Here is a 15,659-nt window from a genome sequence, read left to right on the forward strand (position 1 = left end):
TCAAGGTTCCTTGCCGGATTCGGCGGATTCATTGCCGACCTGCCACTGCGACCCGTCGCCTTGTGGCGTGCTCCATCCCTCCGTTGTGGTACCCACGGGCGGCAGCAAACGCAGCTGCGTGGGATCGGGGAAGGCCTGCTGCAGCACATGGCGGCCTTGCGCGACGCTCTGCGCAAAGCCGGCATAATCGTTCGAGACGATGCTGGGAGTCACGAAAATGGCCAGCTCCGTGTCGCGCCTAGACGATTTTTTCGCACCGAACAGGCTGCCCAGCACAGGGATGTCGGAGAGCAGCGGCAGGCCGCCGCGTTCGGTCGATTGCTCACGCGAGAGAAAGCCGCCCAGCACCAGGGTCTGGCCCGAGCGGACGTTGAATTCGGTAACGGCGCGCCGGGTGCGCAAGGCCGGACCGGAGGGCAGGCTCATGGAAGCATCCACCGAACTGGCTTCCACTTCGATACGGGAGCGGATTGCGCCATTGCGGTCGATGCGCGGCGTGATGTGCAGCGACACGCCATAGGGCTTGAACAAGGTCGTCGGTACGCCATTGCGGTCGGAAGAGGTATAGGGCACTTCGCCGCCCGCCAGGAAGGAGGCCGTACTGCCGCTGCGGGCCAGCAGTTGCGGCTGTGCGAGCATCACGGCTTGGCCGCGCTGCGCCAGGGCGGCGAGGTTGGAAGACAGCACGGCGTTGGCACCGAAATAGCCGGCGGCGCGCGAGACCGGCAAGGCCGCGGCCAGCGGCGCCGCACCGGGGCGCTCGGACAACAGGCCTGCCGCGTTGCCGCCGTCCCACACCATGCCGGCCTGCAAGCCGCCCTGCGTGGCGCCGTCCCAGCGTACGCCGAAATCGGTCAGGCGCGAACGCGGCAGCTCGACCACCTGTACATCGAGCAGCACCATGCGGTCCCAGCCCACCTGTCCCGTGAAATCCAGGATGCCCGGATAGCGCTGCGCCAGCGCAGCGATGCGTGCCCTATCCTCGTCCGACAGGTCGTTGCCCTCGATGACCAGGTTGCCGCCCACCTGACTGCTGCGTGCCGCCGGAATGCTCTCGAGCAGCTTGTCGACCTCGGCGCGCATGCGTCGCAATCCCGCGGGTAGGACTCGTACGGCATAGGCCATGGGAGCCGCAGCCCCCGTCCAGGCATGCACGGAAGACATCCCCTCCTGCCGCGCGAACAACACGACTTCGCGTTCGTCCGCGGCCAGGGCGCTGAGCACCTGGCCGTTGCCCACGGCGACCCGGCGCACGCCCGGAATGTGCAAGACCCGACTCTCGCCCACTTCCAGGTCGAGTTCCTGACCCTGCGGCACGACATCGCCACCGTAGGCCGGACTGCAAAACAGAAGTTGGCTGGCCAGAATCCATCTCAGCAGATTCGGGCAAGCCAATCTGCCGAGGGCAATGCCTGCGCGCGGCATCACGGCGCGCCTCGTTTGGCGGCGTGAGCCGGCGCGGCAGCGGCCGGCGCGGCAACGGCCGGCGCGGCAACGGCGACGAAGGCATCGTGGTCGGTTTCGATTCGATCGCCGTAGATGATGTCCACGGCGCGGCGGCGGGATGCAGGCTGCGCCATCCCGAGCAGGCCCGGCAAGTCGCGCGGCAGCACATCGCTTCCGGTTTGGGTATCGGACGCGGGACGCAGCAAGGCCGTCAACACGCCGCCCTGCCGCGCCGCGATGACCTTGACCGCGTCGCCGGCAGCGGCCTCCAGTGTGATGTGGGCGAGCTGCCCCGGATCTCCATCGACGGACAAGACCTTGCCTCCTTGCAATAGCGGAACCGTAAGATCGCGACCGCCATGCGGGAACGAGACATACAAATCGATGCGGTCGCCAGGCTGCACATGCTGCGGAAGATCGCGGATTTCCTGCGCGGGCAGGCTGAAGGCGCGCCGGCCGGCGGCCAACAGCCCCGCTACGGATTCGCGCCGGTTGCGCTGGACCTGATGCAGCAAGATGGGTTCGCCGGATCGGACAGCCACGGCCAGCGTGCCGCCTTCGACCTGATTCAGCGCCTCGGGCGCCAGGGAGTCGGACGATGCCCAGTCCTGGGGCACGTCCCGCACAGCCAGGCTGGCCATGTCCAGCGCTGCGCCTGCGGGCAGATCCCGGGCCGCGACCAGCCTGGACACGGTGGGCACGCGCGCTTGCGCTTCAATGGCCTGGGTGCGCTGCTGTATGGTTTCGCGCACGGCCCACGCTGCGGCCAAGCCCGCAGCGGCGGCGAACGCATAAGCTCCCATCGCGCGCGCCATGGGTAGCCACCGTGAAGGTTTCATGGCCGACCTCCCGATGCCGGCGCCTGCGCGATATCGGCAGGACCGAAAGCAAAACGCAGCGCCGCCAGCACGCTGCCTTCGGCCCTGCCCAGGATATCGATGACCAGGGTTTCCGTTCCGCGCTGCCAACTCTGCCACGATGCGCCGGCCTCATCCTGTTCGCGGATGGGCAGCCATCCCAGGCGCGCCAGGTTGTCGTGCGCCTGCTGCGCAATGTCGCCGGGCGGCACGGCGTATTGCCAGATCTGTTGCGTGGCGCCGGCCCGGCCCGCCGGCTCGGCAAACTCGAAGACCAGTTCCGCGCCTGCCGGCAACCAGGCATCGGGCAAGGCCGACTTACTCGTGGCCTGCTCCCAACATAAGGTAGACAGGGTTCCGCTGCTACCTTGTCCAGCCTGCCCGGACACTGTCACCATGCGCGGGCACGGTCCGCTGGTATCCGACAGCACAGCCATGCCCGGATAGACCGCCATATCGCGCAGGCCGGGATGCTGCCGGGCCATGAAGGCGATCAATGTGGGCGCATCCAAAGAGGTTCGATACGACAGCACCTGGGCTCGGGCGCCATATACCTTTGCCGCGGAAACGACCTCGGTCATGATGCTGTTCTTGGGCAAAATCCAGGATGACGCGGCGTGGCCGGCTGTGGGCGCCAGGCAGACCGCGGCCAAGAGAAGCCGATATAGGCTCATGGCCGCCTCCCGCTGGCGAGCCTGTCGACCGGCATCAATTGCGACCAGGCCGATACCCAGTCGGTGTCCGGCTTGCGCCCGCCCCAGGCCCCGTCCACGCCCGAGATGCCCGAGCGCAGCCGATGCGCCAAGGACTGCGATAACCCCGCGGCAGCCTGCCAACCCACGCGGCTGTCGATAATGCGCCGCTGCCCGTCCATGTCCGAAACGGCATGGCCGCCCGCCTGCGCCACCGAGGTATGGCGATGGACAGTCACATCGCCGACGGACAAATACGTCCAACCAACGGGAGGATGAATCTTGCGTTCGGCTTGTACCGTCACCAGGCGCGCATCGGCGCGCAACCAGTCTTGTTGCAGCTGCGCCTGCTTTGCGTCCGCCGGAACCGGCCCGGCCTGGTTCCGAAGCAGCCCCAAGCCAACATCATCCTGGCGCGCGGCCGGAGAACCGCCGCGCGCTGCCAAAAACGCCGCGGCGCGGCTCGCCTGCGCGGCCTGCATGACCCGATGCCATGCCGAGCCTGTCCAGGCAATGGCACAGGCGCAGGCCAGCAGCGCGGCCAGCGCGAAAACGGACTCGACCAGCGCTTGTCCTTGCTGGCGCCTCATCGCGTTGCTCCATGCGCCATGAATTGTTCGCCAGCATTGGCCGCCACCCTGTGCGCCTGCCAGTATGGACGGAACAGAGTCGGCTTCTCGTTCTTTCCGTCGCCACGGGGTTGAGGACGCACGAAATAGGTTTCGGCTGCCGCGTTCACCGTAAGGCCATCGCCTGGCTGGAATACCCGCAAGGCGTAGGCGCCGGCCCAGGCGATGCGGCTGGCACCGCCTGAAACGGGCAGGCTCGCAGCCTGCTGGCGCACGGCGATGGCAAAGCGCAGCGGCGCGGTCTCGCCGGCAGACGACACCTCGTGGCTGTCCGGCAGCCCGCGTCCCCGAGGCGACACGCTTTCCATCCAGGCATAGGCGTCCGCCAGCGGATTCGAAACGCCCGAGAAGATATTCCATGATGTGTTGGCCGATACCCAGCGCCAGAAATCCTGCGAAGAGAAATCCTCGGGCGCGCGCTGCACGGTATCGCCGCCCAAGCGGTCTCCCGCCAGGCCCCAGCCCATGGGATATTCGCGGTAGTAGCAGCCTATCCACTTGTTCCAGCGCAGCGAGTGGTAAGACAAGGAATCGAACGAAGACCAGTTGCCGTCGCCGTCCATCCGGGTCTCGCCGCGGCGGCGCAATTCGTGCCGCTTTTGCGGACAGGCCTTCTGGACAATCCAGTTGTTGGTGCGGGTGAAATTGCGCGGCTGCAGAAAGTCGTAGCGCCCCACGGCGGCATAGGCCAGAGGGCGCAGTGCCTGCCCTGACCGGCTGCGCACATAACCCGGCCAGCCGTCGGACAACACGCGCCATTGCAGCGATTGAGGCTGCCCTTGGAGTTCGGGGTAGTTGGCGCGCAGGATCGCCTGGATCATGGCCTCCCTCTGCCTGGGCAGGGTCGCCACAGCCTGTTGCGCCGCATGCAGCAAAGTGCCGTACACCAGGTCGTCGTGCGCCTGATAGGCCCTGGCAGCTTCGTGCGCCGCGCCGCCGCTCGGCCTGCCCGCCGAATAGGACCGCTGCGCCTTGGTTCCGAACAGAGAACCGATCAGATAGGTAGGCGGATTGCCCATGGCGCGGCGCTGCGCCTCCGTGTCCGAGAATTTCGCCCAGGTCGCCAGCGTGACCAGATGTGCCATGGCCACCTGGTGCGCGATCTGCGCACGGTTGATGTAGGCCAGCAGATTCAGCGTCCGGGTCTGCTCCAGAGCGGCACTGTATACCGCGGCATCGGCGGCATGAGTCAGGCGTGCACGCGCGGCGGCCACCTGACCGAGGTTGTACAAAGCAACCCAGGCCACCCCGCAGAGCGACAGCAGCAGCAAGGCGGGAATCAGCGCCTGCCCGCCATAAACCGTCCGCGCGCGGTACGCAGGGTGTGCAAGCATTAGTTGGCCGCCTTGGCGTTACCGGTGAACGACTGCAGCGAACGCGACTTGGTCTGTTCGGCTGCCGTCTTGGCCGCCATGCCGGCCTGCCTGGACTGCGAGGAGCCGTCCTCGCCCGCCAGCTCCTTGGCCATGGCCGCCGTCTGCGAACGCACGACCTGCCCAAACAATTGATAGACCGCGATGGCCGCCACCGCGATGAGGGCCACCACGATGATGTACTCGGTCATACCCTGGCCGCTCTGCTTTTTCCTGCTTGCCCGCATCATGCTTCCCCTGAACGTCGTGAAGGTGGAAAGCAGTATGGGGAGATGGATGCGCCGCGGCTATGCGCGGATGCCGAGGTGGATCAAAGTATCCTGGGAGGTTGACGGATCGGCGAGTTCGTCGTGTTTGGGCTGGGTGTGGGAAGAGAGGCCTGCCCTCTCTGCACACACCCAGCCCAAACACGACGAACGCATCAAGAACTCAAAAAAAAGCCTGCCCGCATACAGCGAACAGGCCTTACACGCTATCGGACTAAAGACAAGGCGCGGTATTAAACGCCTTCGCGCGCCGCCTTGCGGCGCTCGTGCTCTTGCAGATAGCGCTTGCGCAAGCGTATCGACTTGGGCGTAAGTTCGACCAGTTCATCGTCGTCGATGAATTCCACTGCATATTCCAGCGTAATCTGGATGGGCGGCACCAGGCGCACGGCTTCGTCCGTGCCGGAGGCGCGCACGTTGGTGAGCTGCTTGCCCTTGATGGGGTTGACCACCAGGTCGTTGTCTCGGCTGTGGATACCGATGACCATGCCTTCGTACAGCGCCTCGCCGGGGCTGACAAACATACGACCACGATCCTGCAGCTTCCACAGTGCGTAGGCCACGGCATCGCCGTTGTCCTGGCTGATGAGCACGCCATTGCGGCGTTCGCCGATCGAACCTTCCCTGAGAGGGGCATACTCGTGGAAGGTATGGCTCATCAGGCCGGTACCGCGCGTCAGCGTAAGGAACTCATTCTGGAAGCCGATCAGGCCGCGCGCCGGGATGATGTATTCCAGGCGGGTACGGCCACGGCCGTCGGGCTGCATATCCTGCAGGTCGCCTTTGCGGCGGCCCAGCTCTTCCATCACACCGCCTTGATGCTCGTCCTCGACATCGACGGTCAGCGCTTCGAACGGCTCGCACTTGGCGCCGTCGATTTCCTTGAACACCACGCGCGGACGCGAGACGGCCAACTCGTAGCCTTCGCGGCGCATGTTTTCCAGCAGGATGGTCAGATGCAGTTCACCGCGGCCCGCCACTTCGAAGACCGTATCGTCGCCCGTTTCGCGCACGCGCAGGGCCACGTTGGACTTCAATTCGCGATCCAGACGGTCGCGCAGCTGGCGGCTGGTGACGAACTTGCCTTCGCGGCCGGCCAGGGGCGAGGTGTTGACCATGAAGTTCATGGTCAGGGTCGGCTCGTCGACCTTCAGCAAGGGGAATGCTTCGGGCGTGTCCACCGCCGTGATGGTGGTGCCGATGTTGAGGTCTTCGATACCGTTGATCAGCACGATGTCGCCGGCTTCGGCTTCTTGCACCTGCTCGCGCTCAAGACCCTTGAACATCAGCACCTGATTGATGCGGCCGCGCTTGATCGCACCATCCGGACCATCGCGAAAGGCCACGTCCACGCCGGGCTTCATGCGGCCGCGATTGATGCGGCCCACGCCGATCTTGCCGACGTAGCTGTTGTAGTCCAGCGAGATGACCTGCATCTGCAGCGGACCGTTAATATCATCGTTACGCTGCGGCACGTGCTTGAGCACGGTTTCGAACAGCGGACGCATGTCCCCTTCGCGCACGTCGTCAGTCAGGCCGGCATAGCCGGACAGCCCCGACGCGTAGACCACGGGGAAATCGAGCTGCTCTTCGGTGGCGCCCAGTTTGTCGAACAGTTCGAAGGTGGCGTTGATGACGAAGTCGGGGCGGGCGCCCGGACGATCGATCTTGTTGACCACAACGATGGGCTTCAGACCCAGGGCCAGCGCCTTGCGCGTAACGAAAATGGTTTGGGGCATGGGGCCTTCGACCGCGTCGACCAGCAACAGCACACCATCGACCATGGACAACACGCGCTCGACCTCGCCGCCGAAGTCGGCGTGTCCCGGGGTGTCGACGATGTTGATGTGCGTGTCGCCGTATTCGACGGCGCAGTTCTTGGCCAGGATGGTGATGCCGCGTTCTTTTTCCAGGTCGTTGGAGTCCATGACCCGCTCGGTCATCGCCTGGTTTTCGCGAAAGGTACCGGACTGGCGCAGCAGTTGGTCGACCAGCGTGGTCTTGCCGTGGTCGACGTGGGCGATGATGGCGATGTTGCGCAAGGCGCGGGACATGATCAGATCCTTCCTAAGAGTTTGTTTTGGCAAGCGAGGGAGAAGCCCCCACGCTCGCCTTCAGTTCGCAGCCCCCCAAGGCGGCTTTTTCGCCTTGAGAGCGGCCCGGCGGCAAAAGCCCCGCCGGCAATTCATTCAAGGCCACCAGCGACGACTTGGGGTCGTCGGCGGCCTGCAATGCATCTAACGTAACGGCGCAGTCCAGCATGAACGGGCCGACGCGCGTGCGCCGCAGCGCGGTCAGGTGGGCATGGCAACCGAGCTCGCGGCCTATGTCCTGAGCCAACGTCCGGATGTAAGTCCCTTTACTGCAATCCACTTCGATCACTGCCTGCAACCCCGTACAGGACAGCAGCTCGTTGCGGTAAATCGTGACCCGCCGCGGCGCGCGTTCGAGCTCTATGCCCTTGCGCGCGTATTCGTACAGCGGCTTGCCGTCGCGCTTGAGCGCCGAATACATAGGTGGAATCTGCTCGATTTCACCCGTAAAACGTGACAATACTTCGCGCAATGCCTGCTCGGCTACGCCGGCAAAGCCCTCTTGCGCGCGCACCGTGACAATGCCCGTCAGGTCGCCGCTGTCGGTCTCTTCGCCGAACTGCAGCGTGGCCAAGTACGTCTTGTCGGCGTCGAGCATGGCGCCGGAAATCTTGGTCGCGCGGCCCATGCAGCACACCAACAGGCCCGTGGCGAACGGATCCAGCGTGCCGGTGTGGCCGGCCTTGGCCGCATCCAACGTGCGCTTGGCGCGCTGCAGGGCGTGATTGCTGGACAAACCAACGGGTTTGTCCAGCAATAGCACTCCATCGAGCGGCTGCCCGCGTTTCCTAGCCATCGTCGCAATCCGGAAAAAAAATCGCCGACAGCCCTCAGGACTGTTCTTCGGGCTCGTCAGGGATGCCGGAAGCCGCGCCGGAATCGGAGCGGGTGGCGCGGTCTATCAGCGACGACATCTCGATGGCGCGCTCAATCTGCGGATCGTGATAGAAGCGCAGTGTGGGCACGGTGTGGATGTGCAGCAGCTTGTACAGCAGGGAATGCAACCAGCCGGCCTTTTCGTTGAGCAGCGCCGCGGTCGCATCGGACTCGGCGCCCAGCACGGTGAAATAAACCTTGGCGTGTGCGTAGTCGGCCGACAGCTCCACGCCCGAAATGGTGATCAGGCCCGAGCGCGAGACATCGACCTCGCGCTGGACGATCTCGGCCAGGTCCTTCTGGATCTGGTCGGCCAGCCGCAGGTTGCGGCCGGGGATGGACTTGGATTTATGACGGCTCATGATGGACCTGGAAAGCGCAGCGCCTTACAGCGTGCGGGCGACTTCCTTGATCTCGAAGACTTCCAGCTGGTCGCCCACCTGAATGTCGTTGTTGCCGCGCAGGGTCAGGCCGCAATCGAAGCCGGACTTGACTTCCTTGACGTCGTCCTTGAAGCGACGCAGCGAATCGAGCTGGCCGGTCCAAGAAACGACGTTGTTGCGCAGCAGACGTACCTGGGAGTCGCGCTTGACCACGCCGTCGAGCACCATGCAGCCGGCGATGTTGCCAATCTTGGACACCGAGAAGATTTCGCGAACCTCGACCAGGCCGATGATCTCTTCCTTCTTCTCGGGGGCCAGCATGCCCGACATGGCTGCCTTAACATCGTCCACGGCGTCGTAGATGATGTTGTAGTAGCGCAGATCGATGCCGTTGCTCTCGGCCAGCTTCTTGACGCTCTGGTCGGCGCGGACGTTAAATCCGATGACCACCGCGTTCGAGGCGATCGCCAGGTTGACGTCGGACTCCGAGATACCGCCCACGGCCGCATGCACCACCTGCACCCGTACCTCATTGGTGGAGAGCTTGGTAAGAGAAGCGACCAGGGCCTCCTGCGAACCCTGCACGTCGGTCTTGACGATGAGCGGCAGGGTCTGTGAGCCCTCGCCCAGGTTGTCGAACATGGACTCGAGCTTGGCGGCCTGTTGGCGGGCCAGCTTGACGTCGCGGAACTTGCCCTGGCGGAACAGCGCGATTTCGCGCGCCTTGCGCTCGTCGGACAGAACCATGATCTCGTCGCCGGCGGCGGGCACTTCGGTCAGGCCCTGGATTTCCACCGGAATCGAAGGACCGGCTTCCTGGATGGGCTTGCCATTCTCGTCGAGCATGGCGCGCACGCGGCCGAAGCTGGCGCCTGCCAGCACCACATCGCCGCGGTGCAGGGTGCCGCTCTGGACCAGGATGGTCGCAACCGGGCCGCGGCCCTTGTCCAGGCGCGCTTCGATGACCAGGCCCTTGGCGGGCGCGTCCACCGGCGCCTTGAGCTCGAGGATCTCGGCCTGCAGCAGTACCTGCTCGAGCAGGTCGTCGATACCCTGCCCGGTCTTGGCCGACACGGACACGAAGGGTACGTCGCCGCCGTATTCTTCAGGCACGACTTCCTCGGTCACCAGTTCCTGCTTGACGCGGTCGGGGTTGGCATCGTACTTGTCGACCTTGTTGACGGCCACGACCAGGGGCACGCCAGCCGCCTTGGCATGGCTGATGGCCTCGCGCGTCTGCGGCATGACGCCGTCGTCGGCCGCCACCACCAGGATGACGATGTCGGTGGCCTGCGCGCCGCGGGCACGCATGGCGGTGAACGCCTCATGGCCCGGGGTGTCGAGGAAGGTCACCATACCACGATCGGTTTCCACGTGGTAGGCACCGATGTGCTGCGTGATGCCGCCCGCTTCGCCTGCAGCCACCTTGGCGCGGCGGATGTAGTCCAGCAGCGAGGTCTTGCCGTGGTCGACGTGGCCCATAACGGTAACGACGGGCGCGCGCGGCAGCAGCTCGGCCTCTTCGGCGACGGGCGCTTCGTCCAGGAAGGCCTCCGGGTCATCCAGCTTGGCCGCAATGGCGGTGTGACCGAGTTCCTCGACCACAATCATGCCGGTCTCTTGGTCGAGCACCTGGTTGATGGTGACCATCTGGCCCAGTTTCATCAGCACCTTGATGACCTCGGCAGCCTTGACGGACATCTTGTGCGCCAGATCGGCCACACTGATGGTCTCGGGCACATGGACTTCGCGCGCGATGAATTCCTGCGCGGCGGATTCGGCGCGATGGTCGGCCTGCTGGTTGCGACCGTTGCGCCCCCCCCTGCCGCCCTTGCCGCCGCCGCCCTTACCGCCCGCGCGCCAGCCGCTGTCACGGGTGTTGGCCGCCGGCTTGTCCGCCGGTTTCTTGCGCGAGGCGTCGTCCGTCCAGGTGGAGGCCACCTCGGCGGTCTTGATGGTTTTCTTGGCACCGACGACAGCGCCGGGCTTGGCGTCTTTCTTGGCTGCGGTCTTGCCTGCGGGCTTGTGCAGCGTACCGGACAAGGCGGCAGCCTGCTCGGGTTCGGGCGCGCGCAGCACCTTGCGCGGACGATTCAGCATTTCGCGCAGGGCGGCCGCCTCAGCCTCTGAGGCGCGGCGAGCCGCGTCGCGATTAACGCCTTCAGCGGCAACCGCGCGAGGCGCTTGAACTGGGGCCTTGCTGGCGCCGCGCCTGGGCGCACGAACCGGTTCAGCGGCCGGCACCTGAGCGACGGGCTCGACGGGTTCGGGTTCGGGCTCGGCCTGAACCGCCACGGGTTCAGCGACAGGCTCGTCCACCTCGGGTTCAGGCTCGGGAGTAGGCTCGGGTTCGGCCTTGGGCTCTTCGGCCACAGGCTCGGCAACGGGCGCAGCCAGCTCTTCGGCGCGCACTTCAGGCTCGGCGACAGCCACCACCGGTTCAGCCTGCGGCACGGGCGCCACGGCCTGCTGGGCCTGGACTGCGTCGACGATAGCGTCGGTCACGGCGGCGTCAGCCACTGCCTCGTCGGCAACTTTTTCTTCCACCGCAGACTGTTCTGCCGCCAGTTCGGAAGGATCGCGCTTGACGAAGACGCGCTTTTTGCGCACTTCGACCTGGATGGTGCGCGAACGGCCTGTCGCATCGGCCTGGCGGATTTCCGAGGTCTGGCGACGGGTCAGCGTGATCTTCTTGCCCTCGCTGCCGCCATGGGCGCGACGCAGCGAATCGAGCAACTTCGCCTTGTCGCTGTCGGTGACGGCATCGTCCACCGACTTGAGGTCGACGCCGGCCGAACGTAGCTGCTCCAGCAGCACGTTGGCAGGCATTTTCAGTTCGGTGGCGAACTGGGCGACGGTATTGCTCGACATTAGGCTATTTTCCTTTGCAGCTATCTTCTGTATGCCGTGCGCGCTGGGCGCGGTACGGCGTGTTCTCTTCAACGCACCATGGTCGTCACTCTTCTTCGAACCAATGGGCGCGGGCGCGCATGATCAGATCACTGGCCGCTTTCTCGTCCAGGCCGCCGATCTCGGCAAGCTCATCGGTGGCCAGCTCGGCCAGATCGTCGCGCGTGTGTACCTTGTGCTCGGCCAGCCGGGTCGCCAGATCGGGCGTCATGCCTTCGAGCTCGAGCAGGTCCTGCGCGGTTTCCAGGCGTTCTTCCTGGGCGATGGCTTCGGTCAGCAGCGCATTGCGGGCACGGGCGCGCAACGCGTTGATGGTGTCTTCGTCGAAAGCGTCGATTTCCAGCAGTTCCTGCATGGGCACGTAGGCGATTTCTTCCAGGCCGGTGAAACCTTCGTCGATCAGGATATCGGCCACTTCCTCGTCGACGTCCAGCTTGTTCATGAAAGCGGCACGTAGCGCGGAGCGCTCAGTTTCCTGGCGGTTCTGGCTTTCTTCCGGCGACATGATGTTGATCTGCCAGCCGGTAAGCTCGGAAGCCAGGCGCACGTTCTGGCCCTTGGCGCCGATGGCCTTGGGCAGGTTTTCCTCGTCGACCACCACGTCCATGGCATGCTTGTCCTCGTCGACCAGGATCGACTCGACGTTGGCCGGGGCCAGCGCGCCGATCACGAACTGGGCAGGATCTTCCGACCACAGCACGATGTCGACCTGCTCGCCGCCCAGCTCGTTACGCACGGCGGTGACGCGCGAACCGCGCATGCCCACGCAAGTGCCAATGGGGTCGATGCGCTTGTCATAGGCCACCACGGCGATCTTGGCACGCACGCCGGGATCGCGGGCGGCCGCCTTGATCTCGAGCAGGCCCTGTTCGATCTCAGGCACTTCGTTTTCGAAAAGCTGGCGGATAAAGTCAGGCGAAGTGCGCGACAGAATGACCTGCTGGCCACGCAGGGTGCTGTCCACGCGCAGCACAAAGGCGCGGACACGGTCGCTGATGCGCAGGTTTTCCTTGGGGATCATCTCGCTGCGTGGAAGGCGGGCCTCGACTTTGCCGGTTTCGATGATGACATCGCCCTTGTCCATGCGTTTGACGGTACCGGAAACGATGGTCTCGCCACGGTCCAGGAAATCGTTCAGGACCTGCTCGCGCTCGGCGTCGCGGATTTTCTGCAGAATGGCCTGCTTGGCGGCTTGCGCGCCGATGCGGCCGAATTCGACCGGTTCAAGTGGCTCTTCGATGTACTCGCCCACTTCGATACCGGGCACAATTTCGAGCGCGTCGGACAGCAATTCCTGCTTGTCGGGTTCCTGCAGGCCGGCCTCGTCGGGCACGACCAACCAGCGACGAAAGCCCTCGTGGCTGCCGCTGTCGCGGTCGATGGCGACACGGATGTCGGCGTCGTCCTTGAAGCGCTTTTTCATGGCCGAAGCCAGCGCGCTTTCGAGCGCCGTGAACACGGTGTCGCGCGTGACGTTCTTTTCGCGCGCCAACGCATCGACCAACAGAAGAATTTCGCGACTCATCGCTTTTTGCCCTTGAAATCCAGAACGGGATCCAGCTTGGCGCGCTCGATGTCATCGAGCGTGAAGCTCAGCACTTGGATCTCGTTCTTCTTTGCCTCAAATTCCAAACCGAACACGGAACGCCCCGCGGCGTCGCCCGTGGCTTCCGGCATGCGCAGAATGCCGGTATATACCTTGCGGCTGTCGATCGCCTCGCGCAGCTTGATCTCGACGCGAGCGCCGGCAACGCGCAGAAAATCCGCCTCGCCACGCAGCGGCCGATCCACGCCGGGCGACCCCACTTCGAGACGTCGGTAGTCGACGTTCTCGACCTCGAACACGCGCGAGAGCTGGCGCGAAACCTGCTCGCAATCCTCGACACGCACGCCATCTTCCTTGTCGATGGTCACACGCAGCAAACCCATGGCGGCGCGTTCTACGTCGATCAGTTCGACGTCCATGCCTGCCAAGGCTTCCCGGGTCATTGCAAATAGATCAGCCACTTAAGTTTCATTGCGGGCACTGCCGTGTCGGACCTTGCCGCCACCGCTTTGCCATACACATCCTTAACATTCAAAAAAAAAGGGCTGTTTTCGCACAGCCCACCGTATTGCCGAAGGCCCGACACGCATGAAACACGCACCAGGCCCGGCTTCAGTTGTTCTTTGCTTTCAGCGATTGCGCAGTACAACCGCTGCTTCTGGACACCCGCTTTCGCACCCTCAAAAGCGGACAGCGCCCGAAAACATCGCTGATAAACCCAAGAGTCTACCAGATAAACGTAAAAAACACCCGGATAATCCGGGGTTTACCCGGTTCGGGCACCACTTCGGCAGGATTTACCTGTCGTTGCGTCCCCGTCCACCCATAAAGCCCAGGCGCGACTCGTGCGCCGAGGCCCCGCTAGGCTGCCAATCGTCACCCCGGGCGCCCGGCTTGCGCGGCTTGCTCTTGTTGGCGCCGCCGGCGTGCTTCTTGGCGGCCGCGTTGCTGCTGACGCCGCCGTTGCCGGCCGCGAATTTGGGCCCGCCCGCCTTGGCGGGGCGCTTGCCCTTGCCTTGGCCACCGCCCTGCACCGGCCCCGGCCCCTGCCCTAAGCCCTGGGGCTTGCCTTGGCCTCGCGCCTTACCCTGGCCGCGCTTGCCGCCGGCGGGCTTGTCGCTGCCGCCCATGGGGTGGCCGTTGGCATAGCCGCCGGTAATCATCAGGCCGGTACCGAAAGGATCAGACGGCGTGGAGCGCACCGCGCCCGCACTGCCCTTGCCGCCGCCTTGCAGATTGCCGCGGCGGCTGAAACGCGCGCCGTTCATGCCGTTGTGCTCCATCGTGCCAAAGCCCGGCGGCAGCGCGTTCTCATGCGACTTGGGCTGCTTTTCGCGCCGCCCTTCGCCATCGTCGTCGCGCAGCAGGCCCAATTGCACCATCAGGGCGTTGACCAATTGCGCGTCGACCTCCTCCCAACGGCCGCGGCGCAGATTGCGCGGCAGCACGATGTCGCCGAAGCGCGTGCGGATCAGGCGACTGACGGTGACGCCCACCGCCTCGAACATACGGCGCACTTCGCGGTTACGTCCTTCCTGCAGGGTAACGCGGTACCAGCGATTGCTGCCGTCGCCGCCCAGGTAGTCGAGCGCGCCGAAGGCGGCCTTGCCGTCCTCGAGATCGATGCCTTCGACCAGCGACTTGCGCTGGGCTTCGTCCATCTCGCCCAGCACGCGCACCGCGTATTCACGTTCAGTACCGTAGCGCGGATGCATGATGCGGTTGGCCATGTCACCCGAGGTGGTGAAGATCAGCAGGCCTTCGGTGTTCAGATCCAGGCGCCCCACCGACAGCCACTTGCCGGTACGCAGCTTGGGCAGGCGCGCGAACACGCTGGCCCGCCCTCCCGGGTCGTCATGGCTGACGATTTCTCCGGACGGCTTGTGATAGAGAATGACGCGCGGCGGCTTCTTGGCGTTTGGGCGATGGATGGGCTTGCCGTTGACACGCACCTGGTCGTTGGGCGAGACGCGCTGGCCTATGTGGGCCGGTTCACCGTTGACCGACACGCGGCCGGCCACGATAAGCTCTTCCATTTCGCGGCGCGAGCCAATGCCGGCCTCGGCCAGCACCTTGTGCAACTTGGGGCTGACCGCGTCGCTGTTCAGGTACTTGCCCAGGCGCTGTTCAGTGCGTTCGTTGGCTTCAAGATAGGCCAGCGCCTGCTCGGCCTCGCGTTCGAGTTCGCGCGTATCGGCCGTGTCCATTCCGACTTCGGGCGACGCAGCTTGGGCCGCCTGCCCGGAAGCACCCTGTCCGAAGGCTTTTTTGTTGGCGGTCTTGCGCGGAGCGCGCCTGGGCTTGCGCTCGGCCTGCCTGACTTCGGGCGGACTCGCCTCGGCCTGCGCACCCTCGACCGGACTGCTCTCGGCTTTTTCGGCGCGCTCGCCGCCCTGCGCCGTCGCGGCATCGCCACGGCGGCGGCGGAAGGGAGTGCGCAGTTTGCGCCCGCGGCCGCGAACCTCGGAATCGGCCGCCGCGGCGACCTGGGAAGCGCCCGTGTCGGGAGGTTCAGGCAGGGAATTTTCTTTTTGTGTATCGGAATCGGTTGTCACTCAGACAGCTCCGCAGGTCAAACTTGAGAGGCC

13 protein-coding genes are annotated in these 15,659 nt (G+C 64.9%); all 13 read right to left on the minus strand.

What is annotated here, in order from left to right; all coding sequences use genetic code 11:
• The 13 genes from H143_RS0100070 to rluB all read right to left on the minus strand — a co-directional run bounded on the left by H143_RS0100070 (nucleotide 1) and on the right by rluB (nucleotide 15,626).
• Nucleotides 1-1,425 carry a pilus assembly protein N-terminal domain-containing protein gene (locus H143_RS0100070; RefSeq protein WP_019936180.1) on the minus strand — a complete coding sequence of 475 codons (1,425 nt, stop codon included), beginning with the start codon at nucleotides 1,423-1,425 and terminating at the stop codon, nucleotides 1-3.
• The gene (gene cpaB / locus H143_RS19590; protein WP_081626976.1) at nucleotides 1,425-2,285 is read right to left on the minus strand and encodes a Flp pilus assembly protein CpaB; all 861 of its coding nucleotides are present in this window, start codon (nucleotides 2,283-2,285) and stop codon (nucleotides 1,425-1,427) included. The genes H143_RS0100070 and cpaB overlap by 1 nt, the downstream gene beginning before the upstream one ends.
• The gene (locus H143_RS0100080) at nucleotides 2,282-2,977 is read right to left on the minus strand and encodes a hypothetical protein (protein WP_019936182.1); all 696 of its coding nucleotides are present in this window, start codon (nucleotides 2,975-2,977) and stop codon (nucleotides 2,282-2,284) included. Before H143_RS0100080 ends, cpaB begins: the two co-directional genes overlap by 4 nt.
• Nucleotides 2,974-3,585, minus strand: a complete 612-nt coding sequence (locus H143_RS0100085; RefSeq protein ID WP_019936183.1) for a hypothetical protein — start codon at nucleotides 3,583-3,585, stop codon at nucleotides 2,974-2,976. Before H143_RS0100085 ends, H143_RS0100080 begins: the two co-directional genes overlap by 4 nt.
• Nucleotides 3,582-4,958, minus strand: a complete 1,377-nt coding sequence (locus tag H143_RS0100090) for a pilus assembly protein TadG-related protein (protein ID WP_019936184.1) — start codon at nucleotides 4,956-4,958, stop codon at nucleotides 3,582-3,584. Before H143_RS0100090 ends, H143_RS0100085 begins: the two co-directional genes overlap by 4 nt.
• Nucleotides 4,958-5,224 (minus strand): hypothetical protein, encoded by a 267-nt coding sequence (locus H143_RS0100095; RefSeq protein ID WP_026349582.1) that lies wholly within the window; start codon nucleotides 5,222-5,224, stop codon nucleotides 4,958-4,960. The genes H143_RS0100090 and H143_RS0100095 overlap by 1 nt, the downstream gene beginning before the upstream one ends.
• Before the next feature lie 272 nt (nucleotides 5,225-5,496).
• Nucleotides 5,497-7,317 carry a translational GTPase TypA gene (gene typA, locus H143_RS0100100; protein ID WP_019936186.1) on the minus strand — a complete coding sequence of 607 codons (1,821 nt, stop codon included), beginning with the start codon at nucleotides 7,315-7,317 and terminating at the stop codon, nucleotides 5,497-5,499.
• A gap of 13 nt (nucleotides 7,318-7,330) precedes the next feature.
• Nucleotides 7,331-8,152, minus strand: a complete 822-nt coding sequence (gene truB / locus H143_RS19595) for a tRNA pseudouridine(55) synthase TruB (protein WP_081626977.1) — start codon at nucleotides 8,150-8,152, stop codon at nucleotides 7,331-7,333.
• A gap of 34 nt (nucleotides 8,153-8,186) precedes the next feature.
• Nucleotides 8,187-8,594 (minus strand): 30S ribosome-binding factor RbfA, encoded by a 408-nt coding sequence (gene rbfA, locus H143_RS0100110; protein ID WP_019936188.1) that lies wholly within the window; start codon nucleotides 8,592-8,594, stop codon nucleotides 8,187-8,189.
• A gap of 24 nt (nucleotides 8,595-8,618) precedes the next feature.
• Complete coding sequence (gene infB / locus H143_RS0100115; protein ID WP_019936189.1) at nucleotides 8,619-11,486, minus strand: translation initiation factor IF-2; 2,868 nt, start codon at nucleotides 11,484-11,486, stop codon at nucleotides 8,619-8,621.
• 85 nt (nucleotides 11,487-11,571) lie between these two features.
• Entirely contained in the window at nucleotides 11,572-13,050 is a 1,479-nt protein-coding gene (nusA, locus tag H143_RS0100120) for a transcription termination factor NusA (RefSeq protein WP_019936190.1), read from the minus strand.
• Entirely contained in the window at nucleotides 13,047-13,532 is a 486-nt protein-coding gene (rimP, locus tag H143_RS0100125) for a ribosome maturation factor RimP (protein ID WP_026349583.1), read from the minus strand. The genes nusA and rimP overlap by 4 nt, the downstream gene beginning before the upstream one ends.
• Before the next feature lie 336 nt (nucleotides 13,533-13,868).
• Complete coding sequence (gene rluB / locus H143_RS0100130) at nucleotides 13,869-15,626, minus strand: 23S rRNA pseudouridine(2605) synthase RluB (protein WP_019936192.1); 1,758 nt, start codon at nucleotides 15,624-15,626, stop codon at nucleotides 13,869-13,871.
• Nucleotides 15,627-15,659 lie beyond the last annotated feature (33 nt).

Origin of the sequence: Bordetella sp. FB-8 (assembly GCF_000382185.1) — a bacterium.
In the GTDB taxonomy this organism is placed as follows: Bacteria; Pseudomonadota; Gammaproteobacteria; order Burkholderiales; family Burkholderiaceae_B; genus Bordetella.